Here is a 16,541-nt window from a genome sequence, read left to right as displayed (position 1 = left end):
ATGCCGTGTCCGGCGCGCCCTGCGGCCCGTCGGCCCCGCAGCCCGTCGGGATCAGGAGGCTCCCGCCCTGCGTCCGGCGCGGACGATCAGGAGCAGGCCCGCCAGGATCATCGCCACCGCCGGATAGACCGCGACGGGCGGCAGTTGGCCCAGCCAGACCGCGGCGATCAGGGTGGCGCCAGGGGTCTCCAGCAGGATCGCGGTCGAGACGAAGGACGGGCCGAGGGTCCGCACCACCCGGTTGCTCAGCGAGTGCCCGAGGAACTGCGCGCACCCGGTCAGCAGCACGATCTGCCACCACGCCGTGGCGCTGTAGCCGGTCAGCGACTGCCCGGAGAGCAGGCAGGCCACCAGCAGCAGCACGGCCGTCGTGGCGTAGCAGACAAAGGTGTACGCCGTGGTGCTGACGGTGCGTCGGACCTCGCTGCCGAGCAGGAAGTAGGCGGAGGCCGCCATGCCCGCGCCCAGCGCGAGGACGTCGCCGAGCACGGCGCGGGAGCTCAGCGTCAGGTCGAAGCCGGTCAGCAGCACGACGCCCGCGAAGGCGAGGCTGATCCCGACCCAGACGATCCGCGGCGGCCGGTGGCCACGCAGCCGCAGGTAGAGCGTGGTCCACAGCGGCGTGGCGGTGCAGAGCGCGGTGGACGTCGCGACGTCGGTCAGCCGGAGACTCGGCAGCCAGAGCGCGAAGTGCAGCGCGAGGAACGCGCCCGCCGCGAGCGAGAGCAGCACCGAACGCCGCGTCATCGCCCGGAGTTCGGCGCGATGGCGGAGCAGGGCGATCGGGGCGAGGACGCCGGTGGCGATGCAGTTGCGCCAGAACGCGATCGCCACGGCGGGCGCGGCGATGGCGCTGATCAGCGGCGCGGAGAAGGCGACGCCGCTGACCGCGAGGGCGAGCAGCAGGAAGTCGATCCTCGGCACGGCGGCGAGGTCCGGCGTCGCGGAAACCGTTGCGGAGGCCGTCCCCGACGCGGGCGCGGTCTCGGCGGTGCTCGTCACGTGCTCTCCTCAAGGTGTGCCCCTGAGGACCCGAGCAGGGTAAGGGGCGTAGTGATGGTACGGGAATGACCCGTTCCGGAGCCATGACCGTCCACCCTCTGGGACCTCGCCGGAACGCCATACCCTGTGTCCATGACTGCTGAGCCGAGTGCCTCGCTGCTGGACCGCGCCCTGGTGGAGGAGGCCGCCAAGAAGTCCGGCCTGCTCTGGGTGCGCCAGGGCGACGGCCGCGACCGCGCGCTGTGGCACGCGTGGGTGGACGGCGCCGTCGTCGTGGTCGGCGACGGCGGCGAGCAGCCGCTCCCGCCCCAGCTGCAGGACGGCGCCGAGGTGGTCGTGACGCTGCGCAGCAAGGACAAGTGGGGTCGCCTGGTGGCCTTCACCGCGCGGGTCGAGACGATGAGCCCGCGCGGCGACGCGTGGGAGGCCGCCGTCGAGGAGCTGAAGTCCAAGCGCCTGAACGCCCTCGACCACGACGGTGTCACCGACCGCTGGGCCACGGAGAGCCGTGTGCTGCGGCTGGTCCCGCAGGGGTTCAGCGTCGAGCGGCCGGGCGCGATGCCCGACTCCGCGCACACCGCCGCCCCCGTGCCGACGAGCGCGACGACGCGGCGGCCGATCCCCAAGGCGCTGCCGCGACTGCTCTTCCGTCGGAAGTAGCTCCGCAGCCGGGGCTGAGCTGAACCCTCGGTCCACGCCACAGCTCGCCAGGTAGCCTGAACGCCTGAGCCTGCGTATGGGATCCGCTAAGACCGTGGCCTCGGTGGTCGTGTCCGTCGGGCGCGGGAGCAAGTCGGGAGAAGTCGGGAGGTCAGTGGGTGAGCGGGAGCACCTCTCGCGTGTTCGTCTCGCACCTGTCGGGCGTGGCGGTGTTCGACCCGAACGGCGACCAGGTCGGCCGGGTGCGCGACGTGGTTGTGTCGCTGCGCCTGCGCAGCCAACCGCCACGGGTGCTCGGCTTCGTGGTCGAGGTCGTGGGCAAGCGGCGCGTCTTCCTGGCGACGAACCGCGTCACCAGCGTCGAGTCCGGCCAGGTGCTGATGACCGGCGTGATCAACCTGCGCCGCTTCGAGCAGCGCCCGACCGAGACGCTCTGCCTCGCCGAACTGCTCGACCGCCGCGTCGCGCTCAATCCCGGCACCCCCTACGGCGAGGCCGGTGAGACGGTCACCGTGCTGGACGTCGGCATGGTCCGGGTGCGCGGGCGCGAGTGGGAGATCGACAAGGTCTTCGTCGAGAAGGGCAAGGCCGGGCGGCTGCGGCGGCGGGGCGAGGCGCTGACGGTCGAGTGGTCGGCGGTCACCGGTTTCGCGCTCCGCGAGGAGGACCAGGGCGCGGCCAACCTGCTCGCCACCTTCGACCAGCTGCGCGCTGCCGACCTGGCCAGCGTGCTGCACCACCTCTCCCCCAAGCGTCGTGGTGAGGTCGCCGCCGCGCTGGACGACGAGCGCCTCGCCGACGTCATGGAGGAGCTGCCCGAGGACGACCAGGTGGCCATCCTCGCGGGCCTGCACCAGGAGCGCGCCGCCGACGTCCTGGAGGCGATGGACCCGGACGACGCCGCCGACCTGCTCTCCGAACTCCCCGGTGACGAGGCCGAGAACCTGCTCCAGCTGATGGAGCCCGAAGAGGCCGCCCCGCTGCGCCGCCTGCTCAGCTACGAGGAGCACACCGCCGGTGGTCTGATGACCACCGAACCCGTCGTGCTGCCCCCGAACGCCACCGTCGCCGAGGCGTTGGCGAAGGTCCGCAACGAGGACCTCAAGCCCGCGCAGGCCTCCGTCGTCTACGTGTGCCGCCCGCCGCTGGACACGCCGACCGGCAAGTACCTGGGGCTGGTCCACTTCCAGCGGCTGCTGCGCGAGCCCCCGTACACGCTGCTCGGCGGGCTGGTCGACCACGACCTGGACCCGCTCGCGCCGGACACCGAGCTGCCGCGGATCACCAGCTGGCTGGCCACCTACAACATGGTCTGTGTGCCGGTGGTCGACGAACTGGGCAACCTGCTCGGCTCGGTGACCGTCGACGACGTCCTCGACCACCTGCTGCCCGACGACTGGCGCGAGGGCGTGCTGCACGCGGGCGACGACTGGAACCGCCGGAACGACACGGCAGTCCAGGACGACGCGGCAGAGCAGGACGACGCGGCAGACCAGGACGAACAGGACGACCAGGAGAGGGTGGTGGGCGCTCATGGCCGCGTCCGTTGAGAGCAAGCGTCCACGGCTGGACCAACCGCGGCGTCGTCGCGCCCTGGTGACACTGCCTCAGCCCGACCCCGACGCCTTCGGCCGGTTGTCGGAGCGGTTCGCCCGGTTCATGGGCACCGGACGGTTCCTGGTCTGGATGACCGTGCTCATCCTGATCTGGGTCGCCTGGAACGTCTTCGCCCCGCCGTCGGTGCGGTTCGACGAGTACCCCTTCATCTTCCTGACCCTGGTCCTCTCGCTCCAGGCCTCCTACGCGGCCCCGCTGATCCTGCTCGCGCAGAACCGGCAGGACGACCGCGACCGGGTCAACATGGAACAGGACCGCGACCGGTCCAACCGCACCGTCGCCGACACCGAGTACCTCACCCGCGAGGTCGCCGCACTGCGCCAGGGCCTCGGCGAGGTCGCCACCCGCGACTTCCTCCGCTCGGAGCTGCAGCAGCTGCTCAAGGAGCTGGACAACGGCCGCCGCCCGTACGAGGAGCGCGACGAGGAACTCGTCTGAACCTGCGGCCGCGAAACTGTGGCCACAGACCTGCGGCCGGGCTGACCTGCCGATGTGACCCGCTGCACGCTACTGACGGGTCAGCGGGCCCGCCCCGCCGCCGTACCATTCCGTTATGGCTTCCGACACACAGGCGACCCCCATCGAGGAGTCCGTGCACGCCGCCCTGGCGACTGTGCAGGACCCAGAGATCAACCGGCCCATCACCGAGCTCGGGATGGTGAAATCGGTCGCCGTCGACGAGGCGGGCGCGGCCAAGGTCGCCGTCTACCTCACGGTGTCCGGCTGCCCGATGCGGGAGACCATCACCAACCGGGTCAGCGACGCGGTCGGTCGCGTGCCCGGCATCTCCTCGGTCGAGGTCGAGCTCGACGTGATGAGCGCCGAGCAGCGCAAGGAGCTGGCAACGTCGCTCCGCGGTGGCCAGGCCGAGAAGGAGATCCCCTTCGCCAAGCCCGGCTCGCTGACCCGCGTCTACGCGGTCGCGTCCGGCAAGGGCGGCGTCGGCAAGTCCTCGGTGACGGTCAACCTGGCCGCGGCGCTGGCCGACCAGGGCCTCAAGGTCGCCGTGGTCGACGCCGACATCTACGGCCACAGCGTGCCGCGCATGCTGGGCGCGGAGGGCCGCCCGACCCAGGTCGAGAACATGATCATGCCGCCGTCGGCGAACGGCGTGAAGGTCATCTCGATCGGCATGTTCACCCCGGGCAACGCCCCGGTCGTCTGGCGCGGCCCGATGCTGCACCGCGCGCTGCAGCAGTTCCTGGCCGACGTCTACTGGGGCGACCTGGACGTGCTGCTGCTCGACCTGCCGCCCGGCACCGGCGACATCGCCATCTCGGTGGCCCAGCTGGTCCCGAACGCGGAGATCCTGCTGGTCACCACCCCGCAGCAGGCCGCGGCGGAGGTGGCGGAGCGGGCCGGCACGATCGCGCTGCAGACGCACCAGACCATCGTCGGCGTCATCGAGAACATGTCGGGCATGCCGTGCCCGCACTGCGGCGAGATGGTCGACGTCTTCGGCACCGGCGGCGGCCAGACCGTCGCGGACGCGCTCACCCGCGCGACCGGCGCGAAGGTCCCGGTCCTCGGCAACATCCCGATCGACATCCAGCTCCGCCAGGGCGGCGACGAGGGCAAGCCCGTCGTCCTCTCCGACCCGGACTCCCCGGCGGGCGCGGCGCTCCGCGCGATCGCCACGAAGCTGGGCAACCGCCAGCGCGGCCTCTCGGGCATGTCGCTCGGACTGACGCCCAAGAACAAGTTCTGACCGGCCGGGTCGTTTCCCCGACCCGCCACGCCGCCACTCACAACGCCGACCGCTCCCCTGACCTGCGGGGGAACGGTCGGCGTTCATCGTCAGACGCGTCGCGAGGGCGGTCGCGAGGGCTGTCGCGAGGGCGGTCGCGAGGGCGGTCGCGAGGGCTACTGCCCGTACGACCCGAGGTCGGTGACCGTGGTGAAGCCGAGGCCGTAGGCGCTGACGCCGCGGCCGTAGGCGCCGAGGTGGACGCCGGGGGCGTCCCCGGCGAGGACCCAGCCGTACTCGGACTCGCGGTAGCGGAACGCCTGCGGGGTTCCGTTGACCGGGAGGGTGAGCGAGGACCAGGCCGGGCCGTCGATGTCGTCGGCGAGGTCCCAGGCGAGGGCGGTCTGCTGGTCGAGCCAGTCCTGACGGAGCGTCCGCTCCATCGGGGCGTGCTCGGTGGCGGCCAGGAGTCCCGAGCCGGCCAGCCAGGCGGCGGAGGCGATGGAGGTGGCCTCCAGCATGCCGGTGCCGTCGTCCAGGCGACGGGCCGTACGGCTGGCGACCGTCACCACGACGGCGAAGCGTCGGCCCTCGGACGGATCCTGGGAGAGGTACGAGCGGACGGGCTCCTCGCCGTGGCCCAGCGAGCCGTAATCCACGACCCTGCCGTCCGGCGAGGTGCCGACCGTGCCGAACCAGCGGCGGCCGGTCCAGGCGTCGTCCAGGCCGTACCAGGGGAACTCCGCGTCCGGGAAGCCCGGCGCGATGGCCGTGGCACCAGCCGTCGCACCGGCAGTACCGCCCGACGCCGCTGCGGCGTTCTCCCCCATGACGGCGTCTCCCACGGCGTGGCTCGTGGCGTCCATACCGGCCTCCTCTTCCTGGTCCGCCCCGGCAGAACCATACCGGGGAGGAGGGAGGCGATCGTGTACCGCAGGCGGCTACGCGCCCACCGGGTCGCCGAAGGGCGGGCCCGCTGGTCCGTTCGAGCAGGCCGGGTCAGACCCCGCCGTGCGGGAGATCAGGTGGCGTCGAGGTCGTACGGCGCGCTCTCGTCGCTGGTCAGCGGCGGCTGCGCGGGGCGGTTGCCGGAGGTCGACGACGGCGTGGCGGAGCCGGACTCGCCCGGGGCGACCTTGGCCAGCGGGTCGGCGCGGACCGCCCGCACGGCGGCACTGGCGTCGGCGGCGTCGCGGGTGAAGCCGTTCTTCAGCTCCTGGAGCTCGTCCAGACCGAACTCGTCGCCGTGCTTGGTCAGCTGCTTCCGCACGAAGTTCTTCGGGTGCAGGTCCTGGAACTCGAAGTCCTGGTACTCGGGGCCGAGCTCGTTGCGGATGTCCTGCTTGGCGCTGTCCGAGAACTCGCGCACCTTGCGGATGAAGCCCATCACGTCCTGGACGATCTTCGGCAGCTTGTCCGGGCCGAAGATGACCACGGCAAGGACCACGAGCACCACCATCTCGAGTGGGCTTATGTCGAAGAACATGTCGTGGGCTCCCCTGATGACGTGGTGACGGCTCCAGACTAATCGCCCGGGGCGCGGGACGGACCAGCGCCCGCGGAACCGCAGGTGTGAATCCTCCCTCCGGCCGCGTCGGAGCGGTCATGTCCGGCATGTCCGGAGCGGTCAGGCCCGGGTGGACGTCGTGTCGGACGGGCCCGAGGTGAGGTGGACCACCACCGGCAGGCTGTCGCCGTCGCGCAGCACGGTGAGGACCGTCTCCGCGTTCTCCTTGCGGCCGCGGACCAGCGCGATCAGGTCGTCCGCGTCGGTGACCGCGATGCCGTCGTCCGCCGTGACGATGTCGCCGACGTGCAGCGGCGACTTCCGCTGGGCCACTGCGGTGATCTTCGCCCCGCCCTGGAAGGAGCGGTCCAGGGTCACCCCGATCATCGGCGGGTCGGCGTGTCCGGTGCCGATCAGCTGGGCGGCGACGGCGGCGGCCTGGTCGATCGGGATGGCGAAACCGAGGCCGATGCTGCCGCTGTCGCTGCTGTTGCCGTAGGGGTCCGTGCTGTCCGGGTCGGCGGAGCGGATCACCGTGTTGATGCCGATCACGGTGCCGCTGGCGTCCAGCAGCGGGCCGCCGGAGTTGCCGGGGTTGATCGCGGCGTCGGTCTGCACGGCGTCCAGGTACGAAGGACCGCCGGGCATGCCGGGGCCGGAGACGATCGGGCGGTCCAGCGCGCTCACGATGCCGGAGGTGACCGTGCCGCGCAGGCCGTAGGGGTCGCCGACAGCCATCACCGGGTCGCCCACCTGGATGTCGTCCGAGTCACCGAGGACCGCCGGGGTCAGCCCGGAGACGCCGGTGACCCGCAGCACCGCCAGATCGGTGCCGACGTCACGCCCGACCAGGGTGGCCGGGTGGCGCTGGCCTGTGTTGAAGGTCACAGTGACCGTGCCGGGGGTGCCGTCGGGGGCGACGACATGGCTGTTGGTCAGGATGTGGCCGTCGGCGTCGAGCAGCACGCCGGTGCCCGTCGTCTGCTGGCCGTCCGCCACCACCTGCAGGTAGACGATGCCGGGCAGGACCGCGTGCAGCACCTCGGCCGTGTGGCTGGGCGTCTTGGACGTGGCGGGCGCCTTCGACAGCGTCAGCCGACCGCCCTGCCGGGCACCCTCGACGGCGACGCCGAGACCGCCGCCGATCAGGCTGGCGACGACCACGACCACGGTGACGATCAGGATCCCGCGCGGCGAGGCCAGCCTCGGACCGAACGGCGGGGTCCGGCGCTTGGTCCGCGCGGTCCGCTGGGGCCGCAGCGTCCGCGAGCGCCGCGACACCGAGCCGCGGGCCGCGCGCTGGGCCGGGATGTGCAGCAGTCGCCGCAGGCCACGGGCGCGTCCGCGCACGGCGTCGCCATCCCGCGGCTCCTCGCGCCGCCTGAAGATCGGCTCCCGGCCGGGGCCCGGCCCGTCGGGGTGACTCCACCACGCGGGCGCGCATCGGCGGCTCTGCCGGGGAGTCGGGGATTCCTCCACCTGCTGCTCCGCTGCCATGCCGAACTGCTCCTCAACGCCTTGCTGCCATGGCGATTGAAACAGGAACCGACGGCTCGGGGCTACCGTTCGCGCACATTCTCAGTCAGCGAACAGTTGCTGTTCGGCCACGCGTGAGCATCGGAAGCAACGCCACGGGCGGGCCGGACCGGAGTCCGACCCGCCCGCACGCAGAGGGTTCAGCGCAGGGTTGCTGCGAGATCCTGCCGAGATCCGTCAGCGTTCCTGCCGGGGAGTGCAGAGGTCAGGGCAGCAGCCGACGGGCCGGGACCACCGAGGGATCCGACATCGGGTGGAACGCCGTGGTGCGGTGCATGACCTCCTGCGCGGCGCTGTCGTTGCCGTGGAGGTTCTCCAGCGCCAGCTGACTCCCGGCGGGGGCGTAGTTGCCCGTGCCGGACAGCGGGGAGACGTCCGCGGGGGCGTCGGAGGAGGCGGAGACGCCCGTCAACGCGGTGCTCAGGGTCACCGCCGCGACCGAGAAGGCGCCCGCCGCGGCGAAGACCAGACGTCGGCCACGCTGCGTGCCCATGGGCGCCGCCGCCGCGGCCAGCACGCCGGACAGTGGCTGGCTCGGCATCAGCCCGCCCCCGACCCCGGCGCGGAGCCGGGCGGCTATCGGACGGGGCTCCTCGCGTCGGGAGCCCTCGCTCCCACCGTCGTTGCCTGCGTGGCCGCCGGAATCCCGCGGCTCGCGTACCTCGCGCAGGGCGCGGGAGGAGCGCTCACGGCGGGCGCGCGGGTCCACGCCGGGCACCGGATGGTCGGCGCCCAACGCGCCGGAGCCGAAGCTGCTGCCCCGCAGACCGCCACCGCCCAGGCCGCCGGCGGAGCCGAAGCCCGAACCCGAGCCGCCGAACAACGACCGCACGCCGCGCGCGGCACCGGCGACCGGCTGACCCGACGACGGCCCCTCGCCGTCGTCGCCCGCCCCGGGCGCGGCGATGGAGAGCAACCGGGTCATGAAGACCGGGCTGGGGTCCGGAGGGAGCACCTCGCGCAGGCGCGACTTGAGCTGCCGGGCCTCCTCAGCCTCGGCCAGACAGGTGGGACAGGTGGCCAGGTGGGCCTGGACGCGCTCGCGGGCGCCGTGGTCCAGCTCGCCGTCGATGAAGGCGGCCAGGCGGTCGCCCAGGTGGTGCTCCTGCGCAGGAGACGCGGGCACGGCCACGGAGACCGGGGTCACCCGCAGCTCTGCTGCCTCCGACCGCGCGGCGCGGCGGGGCCGCTCGCTCACGAGGACCGCCTCCCGTCCAACGCCTCGGCGGCCAACAGCTGTGCCTCGGCATCGACGTCCACACCGGCCCGGCGCTCACGGCCCTCGCTCGCGCCGGGGGCGCGGTGCTGCAGGGCGGCGCGCAGGTGCGCCCGGCCACGGTGGATGCGGCTGCGCACGGTGCCGAGCTTGACGCCCAGGGTGGCGGCGATCTCCTCGTAGGAGAGGCCCTCGATGTCACAGAGCACGACGGCGGCGCGGAACTCCGGGGCAAGGGTGTCCAGGGCCTGCTGCACGTCGGCGTCGAAGTGGGTGTCGTGGAACTGCTGCGCGGGCGACGGCTCACGGCTGGGCAGCCGCTCGGCGGCGTCCTCGGCCAGCGCGTCGAAGCGGATCCGCTGCTTGCGGCGGACCATGTCCAGGAAGAGGTTGGTGGTGATCCGGTGCAGCCAGCCCTCGAAGGTGCCGGGCGTGTACGTGGACAGCGAACGGAACACCCGGACGAAGACCTCCTGGGTGAGGTCCTCGGCGTCGTGCTGGTTGCCGGTCAGGCGGTAGGCGAGGCGGTACACCCGGGCGCTGTGGGTCTGGACGATCTCCTCCCAACTGGGCGGAGTCCATGCAGCCGTGGCGCTCTGGTCGTCGAAGGTGGCGGTCTGACCGTCGGACACGGTCTCACCGGGCTGGCCGTTCGAAGCCGTCTCGTCGACGGGCGCGTACTCGGGCTGCGACTCACTCATCACGGGCTTTGGCGTACGGATCGGCGCGGGGCCGCGAAAGTGCCGCGATCGAGCGCCCCCCTCAGCCACACCTCCTCGATCGGCTCTTCTGCCTAGCAGGGCCACCACCATATCCGCACCACCCGTTAGCACCGGATAAAAAGCCAATCACCATACGACCCACCTGGGGCGTTGTGTATACGCCCGGTGCGCCGTTCTCGTTCCGCCGCGCTCGCACGCGGCGTTCATCTGTTTCCAACGGCCGGGCCTTGATCCCGGTTCCGCTCCACTCCACTAACCTGTGGCCAGAAATCGACACAGTTCAGGCGTCGGGCACACTCGGGCACACTCGGGGCACAGGAGGAAGGCATCAGCGGCTACGGGGAACAGGCGGACGCCGCCCTCGCCGACGCCTATGCCGTCGAGGACGCGGTGCTCGAACGCGCCCGTGAGCTGTCGCTCGCGGCCACGGTCCGTCCGGTCTCCCCCGGCAGCGGCGCGGCGCTGCGTCTGCTGGCGGCGGCGACGGCCGCCCGCGCGGTGGCCGAGATCGGGACCGGCACCGGCGTGTCGGGCATCTGCCTGCTGCGCGGAATGCGCCCGGACGGGGTACTGACCACCGTCGACATCCACCCCGGCCTGCAACGCCAGGCCCGCGAGGGGTTCGCGGCGGCGGGCTTCGCCTCCAGCCGCGCACGGCTGATCCCGGGCCCGGCGCTGGACGTGCTGCCACGGCTGGCGGACAGCCAGTACGACCTCGTCTTCTGCGACGGCGATCCGGCGGAGTCGACGGGCTACCTTGCTGAATCGTTGCGCCTGCTCCGACCTGGGGGAACGGTCTGCTTCGAGGGCGCGCTGGGCGTGGGTGCGCTCGCGGTCAGAGAGCTGGTGCGGACCGTCCGCGAGCATCCGGACCTGGTCCCGGCGCTGCTGCCGGTCGGCGACGGACTGCTCGCCGCGGTGAAGCGGTGACGAGCCACGACGCGGTGGCGTGGCGAAGCAGTCGGCGGCGCCCCGGTTGAGGAAGCGCTGACGGGCGAAGGCCCTGTCCCGAACGGGACAGGGCCTTCGTCGTGGAGCTCCTGGAGCTCGTGGAGCTGAGGGTGTGCGGTCAGCCGCACACGTCCTTCAGGGCGTCGCCGAGCGCCTGCGCCTCGTCGGGCGTCAGCTCGACCACGAGCCGTCCGCCGCCTTCGAGCGGAACTCGCATGACGATGCCCCGCCCCTCCTTGGTCACCTCGAGCGGGCCGTCGCCCGTCCGCGGCTTCATGGCCGCCATGCTCGTTCCCCTTCCTGCACCTGGTCCTAGCCGAACCCCACGGCCCGTCCACCGCCGGTTTCGAACGCACTGATCGGAGTACCAGTATCCCGCATCTGACCGTCCGATGACCAACGTCACGCATCACCCCAGCCCCAGCGGCCTCTCGGTGCACCTCCGACTGCACTCGAACACGCCTTCCGACCGCACCTCAGTTCCCCTCTCTCGCGGGCAGGCTGCCGCCGTGTGAGGTGCCCCTGTTCCGCTCGTGGAAACCGAGGGAAAGTGGGCTACGTCACATCTACGCCGGTAGGTGGCATCCGTCATGCTGACCAGGGACATCTGGGACGACCAGTGACGACCAGGAGGAGCCGGACGTGGCCGACAGCGTGCTGTACGAGATCGAGGACGGGCTCGCGACCCTCACCATCAACCGCCCCGAGGCGATGAACGCGCTCGACACCGCGACCAAGGTGGCCCTGCGCGACGCCGCGCAGGACGCCGCGGAGAACGCCTCGGTCCGCGCGGTCCTGCTGACCGGCGCGGGCGACCGCGCGTTCTGCGTGGGCCAGGACCTCAAGGAGCACGTCGGCAACCTGAGCGCTGCCAGGGAGTCGGGCGGCTCGGCGCTCTCGACGGTCCACGAGCACTACAACCCGCTGGTCACCGCGCTCACGACGATGCGCAAGCCGGTCGTCGCCGCGATCAACGGCGTGGCGGCGGGCGCGGGCGCGGCGCTGGCCTGGGCCTGCGACTTCCGGCTGCTCGCCGAGCACGGCGGGTTCAACACGTCCTTCGCCGGGGTCGCCCTGACGGCGGACTCCGGCGCGTCGTGGACCCTGCCGCGCCTGGTCGGCCACGCCAAGGCCACCGAGTTGCTGATGTTCCCTCAGACCATCAAGGCCGAGCAGGCGTTGACCCTCGGCCTGACCAACCGCGTGGTCCCGAGCGCGGAACTCGCCACGGAGGCACGGGCGTTCGCCCGCACCTTGGCCGACGGCCCGACGGTCGCCTACGGCGCGATCAAGTCCTCGCTGGCGTACGGCTCGTCCCACTCGCTGGTGGAGACGCTGGCGAAGGAGGACGAACTCCAGACCCTCGCCGGCGCGTCGGCGGACCACTGGATCGCGGTCCAGGCCTTCCTGGCCAAGGAGAAGCCGCGATTCACCGGAGCCTGATCCGGCGTTCGGTGACGCCGGACAGGGCAACTACCTCGCGAAGCAGTCCGCAAGGTGGTCGTTGACGAGGCCGCAGGCCTGCATCATCGCGTAGGCCGTCGTGGGGCCGACGAAGCGGAAACCCTTCCGCTTCAGCTCCTTGGCCAGGGCCGTCGACTCCGGCGTCACCGCCGGGACCTCCACGAGGGAGGTGGGTGCCTTCGGAGCGGGGTCCGGGGCGAAGCCCCAGATCAGGGCGTCCAACGAGGTGCCGTCCAGCTCCAGCAGGGCACGGGCGTTGGCGATGGTCGCCAGGATCTTCGCGCGGTTGCGGATGATCCCCTCGTCCGCGAGCAGGCGCTCGACGTTCGCGTCGTCGTAGGCCGCGACCTTGGCCGGGTCGAACCCGTCGAAGGCCCGCCGGAAGCCCTCCCTGCGGCGCAGGATGGTGATCCAGGACAGGCCCGACTGGAACGCCTCCAGGCAGAGCCGCTCGTACAGCGCGGAGTCGCCGTGGACCGGCTTTCCCCACTCGCTGTCGTGGTACTCGACGTAGTCCGGAGCCGACAGACCCCAGGGACACCGGAGCAGACCGTCCTCGCCCCGAACCGCCTCACTCATCGCTGTTCGTCCTCCGGCTCGTCGGGCTCGTGGTCGCCTGCACCGTCTTCGGCCTTCTCCGTCGCGGCCTTCTCGGTCTCGGCCTTCTCTTCCGGCCCGGTCGGTATCTCGACCTTCCCGAGCTGGATCGTCGGCTGGTACCCCTCGGCCACCGCCTCCGGAGTCGCGCCCGCGCCCGCGCTCGCGCCACGCGCGGGTGCCAGCGCGGCGGAGAGCGCGTGCTCCAGCTCCGCGACGCGGTGGTCGCGCTGGGAGAGCTCCGCGGCCAGGCGGTCCAGGGTGTCGTCCACCTCGTCCATCCGGTAGCCGCGCAGCGCCATCGGGAAGCGCAGTTCGTCGATGTCGTCGTGGGCCACGGACCGGTCCTTGGGCAGGCCGGCCGCCAGCCGGTCCCGCTCGGCGTCCGGGAGGGAACCGCCCGCGCCGAGCGCGGCCAGCGCGGCCGCGCCGACGACCAGCACCATCAGGACGAGGATCAACCAGAACACGGGCCCACTCCAGGCTGCCGGTGGGGGATCATGGACGAGCCCCAAACGTTTGACAGCCATCATGGCGTACCAGCCTGGGAGGACGCATGGCCCGCAGGCCCTTGAAGCTCGGCACCCGCAGTTTCGCTCCGGACGAGCTCGTGATCATGGCCATCGTCAACCGCACCCCGGACTCGTTCTTCGACCGGGGCGCGACCTTCACCGACGAGGCCGCCTTCGCCGCAGCCGACAAGGCGGTGGCCGAGGGCGCGGCCATCCTCGACATCGGCGGCGTCAAGGCCGGGCCCGGGGACGAGGTCACGGTCGAGGAGGAGCTGCGCCGCACCGTCCCCTTCGTCGCCGCACTGCGGGAGCGGCATCCGGACGTGGTGCTCAGCGTGGACACCTGGCGGCACGAGGTCGGCGAGGCCGTCTGCGAGGTGGGCGCGGACCTGATCAACGACGCCTGGGGCGGCGTCGATCCGCTGCTGGCCGAGGTCGCCGCGAAGCACCGGGTCGGCCTGGTCTGCACCCACGCCGGAGGTACGGAGCCGCGGACGCGTCCGCACCGGGTCGAGTACGCGGACGTCATGGCGGACATCATGGAGCGCACGGTCGCCGGTGAGGCGGAGCGGGCGCTGGCGCTGGGCGTCCCGCGCGAGGGCATCCTGATCGATCCGGGCCACGACTTCGGCAAGAACACCCGCCACTCGCTGGAGGCGACCCGCCGCCTGCCGGAGATGACCGAGACCGGCTGGCCGGTGTTGGTCTCGCTCTCCAACAAGGACTTCGTCGGCGAGACGCTGGACAAGCCGGTCGGTGAGCGGCTGCTCGGCACCCTCGCGACCACGGCGGTCTCGGCCTGGCTGGGGGCCCAGGTGTACCGGGTCCACCAGGTCGCCGAGACCCGGCAGGTGCTCGACATGGTCGCCTCGATCCGTGGCACCCGTCCCCCGGCGGTCGCCCGCCGGGGGCTGGCCTGAGCGACCTCCCGCGCGCTGCCGCCGACCCCTACTCCGGGTTGTGGGCGGGCTGCGGGTGGCCGTTGGTGCGGCTGGCCTCCAGGATCTTGACGGCCTCCTCGACGGAGTCGGTGCACTGGACCAGCTCCAGATCGCCCGCGGAGGCCTTGCCCTCGGCGATGAGGGTGTTCCTGATCCAGTCCAGCAGGCCGGACCAGTACGCGGTGCCGAAGAGGATCACCGGGAACCTGGTGACCTTGTGCGTCTGGACCAGTGTGAGCGCCTCGAACAGCTCGTCCAGCGTGCCGAAGCCACCCGGCAGCACGATGAAGCCCTGGCTGTACTTGACGAACATGGTCTTCCGGACGAAGAAGTACCGGAAGTTCAGCCCGAGGTGGATGTAGTCGTTGAGGCCCTGCTCGAAGGGCAGCTCGATGCCGAGGCCGACGGAGGTGCCGCCCGCCTCGAACGCGCCGCGGTTGGCAGACTCCATCGCGCCCGGCCCGCCGCCGGTGATCACCGCGTAGCCGGCCTCGACCAGCGCGCGGCCGATCCGGACCCCGGCCTTGTACTCGACGGAGTCGACGGGCGTCCGGGCCGAGCCGAAGACGCTGACCGCCGGTCCGAGTTCGGCGAGGGCGCCGAAGCCCTCGACGAACTCGGACTGGATCCGCATGACCCGCCACGGGTCGGTGTGCAGCCAGTCGGACGGACCGGCGGAGTCCAGCAGACGCTGGTCGGTGGTACTGGAGTCGACCTGGTCCCCGCGCAGCAGCACCGGCCCTCGGTGCTTGACGCGCACCTTGCCGCGCAGGCGGACCTGCTCGGGGCCGTTGACGTGATCGTTTGGCTGGTGGCTGCGGTCGTCTGTCATACCTCCGCAGCGTACGTCGGGAGATCAACGCGCGGGTGGATTTCCGTTGGCCGTCCGCCACCGGCCTCACGTCAGCCGCATGGGCTCCGGTCAGGCGGTCAGCCAGGCGCGGACCCGCTTCTCGCACTCCTCGATCGCGGAGAGCGAGCAGTGCTCGTCCCGCTTGTGGGCGTAGTTCGGGTCGCCCGGACCGTAGTTGACCGCCGGGATGCCCAGCTCGGAGAAGCGCGCCACGTCGGTCCAGCCGAACTTGGCCGTCGGGGTGGTCGCGGTCGCCTCGACGAATGCCGCGGCGGCCGGGGCCGACAGGCCGGGCAGCGCTCCGGCGGCGAAGTCGGTGACCACGACGTCGAAGCCCGCGAAGACCTCGCGGACGTGCGCCGTCGCCTCCTCCGGCGTGCGGTTGGGGGCGTAGCGGAAGTTGACCACGACCAGGCACTCGTCCGGGATCACGTTGTTGGCGACGCCGCCCTCGATCCGGACCGCGTTCAGGCCCTCGTGGTACTCCAGGCCGTCGATCTCGACCCGCGCAGCCTCGTAGGCGGCCAGGCGGGTAAGGATCGGCGAGGCCTTGTGGATCGCGTTCTCGCCCAGCCAGCTGCGGGCGGAGTGTGCGCGGGTGCCCTTGGTGCGGATCTCGGCGCGCAGGGTGCCCTGGCAGCCGCCCTCGACCTGGGCGCTGCTCGGTTCCATCAGCACCGCGAAGTCGCCCGTCAGCCACTCCGGGTGGTTGCGGGCCAGGCGGCCGAGGCCGTTGCGGCTCGCCTCGACCTCCTCGTGGTCGTAGAAGACGAAGGTCAGGTCCCGGTTGGGCTCGGGCACGGTGGCCGCGATGCGCAGCTGGACGGCTACGCCGGACTTCATGTCCGAGGTGCCGCAGCCCCAGAGCAGGTCGCCCTCCACGCGCGAGGGCAGGTTGTCGGCGATCGGCACAGTGTCCAGGTGACCGGCCAGGATGACCCGCTCCGAGCGGCCGAGGTCGGTCCGGGCCACGATCGCGTCACCGTCCCGCTCCACGGTCAGGTGCGGGAGCTTCCGCAGGGCGACCTCTACGGCGTCGGCGATCTGCTGCTCCGAACCGCTCACGGAGGGGATGTCGACCAGGCGGGCGGTGAGCTCCGCCCCGGTCAGACTCAGATCCAGCTCGGGCACGGCGGGCGCGGCGGGCGCGGAAGCGACATGGCGACTCATGGACAGCCAGCCTACGTGGCTTTGCCTGCCGGTTAACCCGAGACCTGCTGAGCGGCGCAGCTCACAGGTACGCAGGCGAACCGTAGTCCCAACAGCACCGTCCCAG

Annotated in this window: 18 protein-coding genes; 7 read left to right on the top strand and 11 right to left on the bottom strand. The window is 71.9% G+C overall.

The annotated features are described in order from the left end of the window. Window positions 1-51: 51 nt before the first annotated feature. Window positions 52-1,002, bottom strand: a complete 951-nt coding sequence (locus ABH940_RS05215) for a DMT family transporter (protein WP_370104460.1) — start codon at window positions 1,000-1,002, stop codon at window positions 52-54. Between the two features lie 132 nt (window positions 1,003-1,134). On the opposite strand from ABH940_RS05215, the gene ABH940_RS05210 reads away from it, so the two are divergent. From ABH940_RS05210 to ABH940_RS05195, 4 genes are all read left to right on the top strand, one after another. After that, window positions 1,135-1,662 (top strand): hypothetical protein, encoded by a 528-nt coding sequence (locus ABH940_RS05210; RefSeq protein WP_370061128.1) that lies wholly within the window; start codon window positions 1,135-1,137, stop codon window positions 1,660-1,662. A gap of 158 nt (window positions 1,663-1,820) precedes the next feature. Next, window positions 1,821-3,212 (top strand): magnesium transporter MgtE N-terminal domain-containing protein, encoded by a 1,392-nt coding sequence (locus ABH940_RS05205; protein ID WP_370061130.1) that lies wholly within the window; start codon window positions 1,821-1,823, stop codon window positions 3,210-3,212. Beyond that, the gene (locus tag ABH940_RS05200; RefSeq protein ID WP_370061132.1) at window positions 3,196-3,717 is read left to right on the top strand and encodes a DUF1003 domain-containing protein; all 522 of its coding nucleotides are present in this window, start codon (window positions 3,196-3,198) and stop codon (window positions 3,715-3,717) included. Before ABH940_RS05205 ends, ABH940_RS05200 begins: the two co-directional genes overlap by 17 nt. Before the next feature lie 115 nt (window positions 3,718-3,832). Beyond that, entirely contained in the window at window positions 3,833-4,987 is a 1,155-nt protein-coding gene (locus ABH940_RS05195) for an Mrp/NBP35 family ATP-binding protein (protein ID WP_370061134.1), read from the top strand. 155 nt (window positions 4,988-5,142) lie between these two features. On the opposite strand, the gene ABH940_RS05190 is transcribed toward ABH940_RS05195, so the two are convergent. The 5 genes from ABH940_RS05190 to sigE form a co-directional block, all read right to left on the bottom strand. Beyond that, window positions 5,143-5,832 carry a hypothetical protein gene (locus ABH940_RS05190; protein WP_370104458.1) on the bottom strand — a complete coding sequence of 230 codons (690 nt, stop codon included), beginning with the start codon at window positions 5,830-5,832 and terminating at the stop codon, window positions 5,143-5,145. A 155-nt stretch (window positions 5,833-5,987) separates the two neighbouring features. Beyond that, complete coding sequence (locus ABH940_RS05185; protein ID WP_370061138.1) at window positions 5,988-6,452, bottom strand: sec-independent translocase; 465 nt, start codon at window positions 6,450-6,452, stop codon at window positions 5,988-5,990. A gap of 141 nt (window positions 6,453-6,593) precedes the next feature. Further along, on the bottom strand, window positions 6,594-7,970 hold the full coding sequence (locus ABH940_RS05180; protein ID WP_370104456.1) for a S1C family serine protease: 1,377 nt from the start codon (window positions 7,968-7,970) through the stop codon (window positions 6,594-6,596). Between the two features lie 244 nt (window positions 7,971-8,214). Beyond that, on the bottom strand, window positions 8,215-9,207 hold the full coding sequence (locus tag ABH940_RS05175) for an anti-sigma factor (RefSeq protein WP_370061142.1): 993 nt from the start codon (window positions 9,205-9,207) through the stop codon (window positions 8,215-8,217). Then, a complete protein-coding gene (gene sigE / locus ABH940_RS05170; protein WP_370061145.1) occupies window positions 9,204-9,926 on the bottom strand; it encodes an RNA polymerase sigma factor SigE in 723 nt (240 codons plus the stop codon). The genes ABH940_RS05175 and sigE overlap by 4 nt, the downstream gene beginning before the upstream one ends. Window positions 9,927-10,274: 348 nt before the next feature. Between sigE and ABH940_RS05165 the strand changes: the two genes are divergently transcribed. Continuing rightward, the gene (locus tag ABH940_RS05165; RefSeq protein ID WP_370061861.1) at window positions 10,275-10,877 is read left to right on the top strand and encodes an O-methyltransferase; all 603 of its coding nucleotides are present in this window, start codon (window positions 10,275-10,277) and stop codon (window positions 10,875-10,877) included. Between the two features lie 139 nt (window positions 10,878-11,016). Here ABH940_RS05165 and ABH940_RS05160 read toward each other — a convergent pair whose 3' ends face one another. Then, complete coding sequence (locus tag ABH940_RS05160) at window positions 11,017-11,184, bottom strand: DUF3117 domain-containing protein (protein ID WP_370061147.1); 168 nt, start codon at window positions 11,182-11,184, stop codon at window positions 11,017-11,019. A 356-nt stretch (window positions 11,185-11,540) separates the two neighbouring features. Here ABH940_RS05160 and ABH940_RS05155 point away from each other — a divergent pair, with 356 nt between their 5' ends. Continuing rightward, complete coding sequence (locus tag ABH940_RS05155; RefSeq protein WP_370061149.1) at window positions 11,541-12,341, top strand: enoyl-CoA hydratase-related protein; 801 nt, start codon at window positions 11,541-11,543, stop codon at window positions 12,339-12,341. A gap of 30 nt (window positions 12,342-12,371) precedes the next feature. Here ABH940_RS05155 and ABH940_RS05150 read toward each other — a convergent pair whose 3' ends face one another. Continuing rightward, window positions 12,372-12,941 (bottom strand): DNA-3-methyladenine glycosylase I, encoded by a 570-nt coding sequence (locus ABH940_RS05150; protein WP_370061151.1) that lies wholly within the window; start codon window positions 12,939-12,941, stop codon window positions 12,372-12,374. Beyond that, complete coding sequence (locus ABH940_RS05145; protein ID WP_370061153.1) at window positions 12,938-13,429, bottom strand: DivIVA domain-containing protein; 492 nt, start codon at window positions 13,427-13,429, stop codon at window positions 12,938-12,940. Before ABH940_RS05145 ends, ABH940_RS05150 begins: the two co-directional genes overlap by 4 nt. 86 nt (window positions 13,430-13,515) lie before the next feature. Here ABH940_RS05145 and folP point away from each other — a divergent pair, with 86 nt between their 5' ends. Further along, window positions 13,516-14,391: a dihydropteroate synthase gene (folP, locus tag ABH940_RS05140; RefSeq protein ID WP_370061155.1), complete on the top strand. Its 876-nt coding sequence runs from the start codon at window positions 13,516-13,518 to the stop codon at window positions 14,389-14,391. A 28-nt stretch (window positions 14,392-14,419) separates the two neighbouring features. Here the strand turns inward: folP and ABH940_RS05135 are convergent, their stop codons facing one another. Together ABH940_RS05135 and dapE are read right to left on the bottom strand one after the other, a co-directional pair. Continuing rightward, the gene (locus ABH940_RS05135; RefSeq protein ID WP_370061157.1) at window positions 14,420-15,244 is read right to left on the bottom strand and encodes a TIGR00730 family Rossman fold protein; all 825 of its coding nucleotides are present in this window, start codon (window positions 15,242-15,244) and stop codon (window positions 14,420-14,422) included. 90 nt (window positions 15,245-15,334) lie between these two features. Continuing rightward, on the bottom strand, window positions 15,335-16,435 hold the full coding sequence (gene dapE / locus ABH940_RS05130; RefSeq protein ID WP_370061159.1) for a succinyl-diaminopimelate desuccinylase: 1,101 nt from the start codon (window positions 16,433-16,435) through the stop codon (window positions 15,335-15,337). Between the last annotated feature and the right edge of the window lie 106 nt (window positions 16,436-16,541).

The organism is Streptacidiphilus sp. BW17 (genome assembly GCF_041262485.1).
In the GTDB taxonomy this organism is placed as follows: domain Bacteria; phylum Actinomycetota; class Actinomycetes; order Streptomycetales; family Streptomycetaceae; genus Streptacidiphilus.
This window is presented reverse-complemented; position numbering and strand designations above follow the sequence as displayed.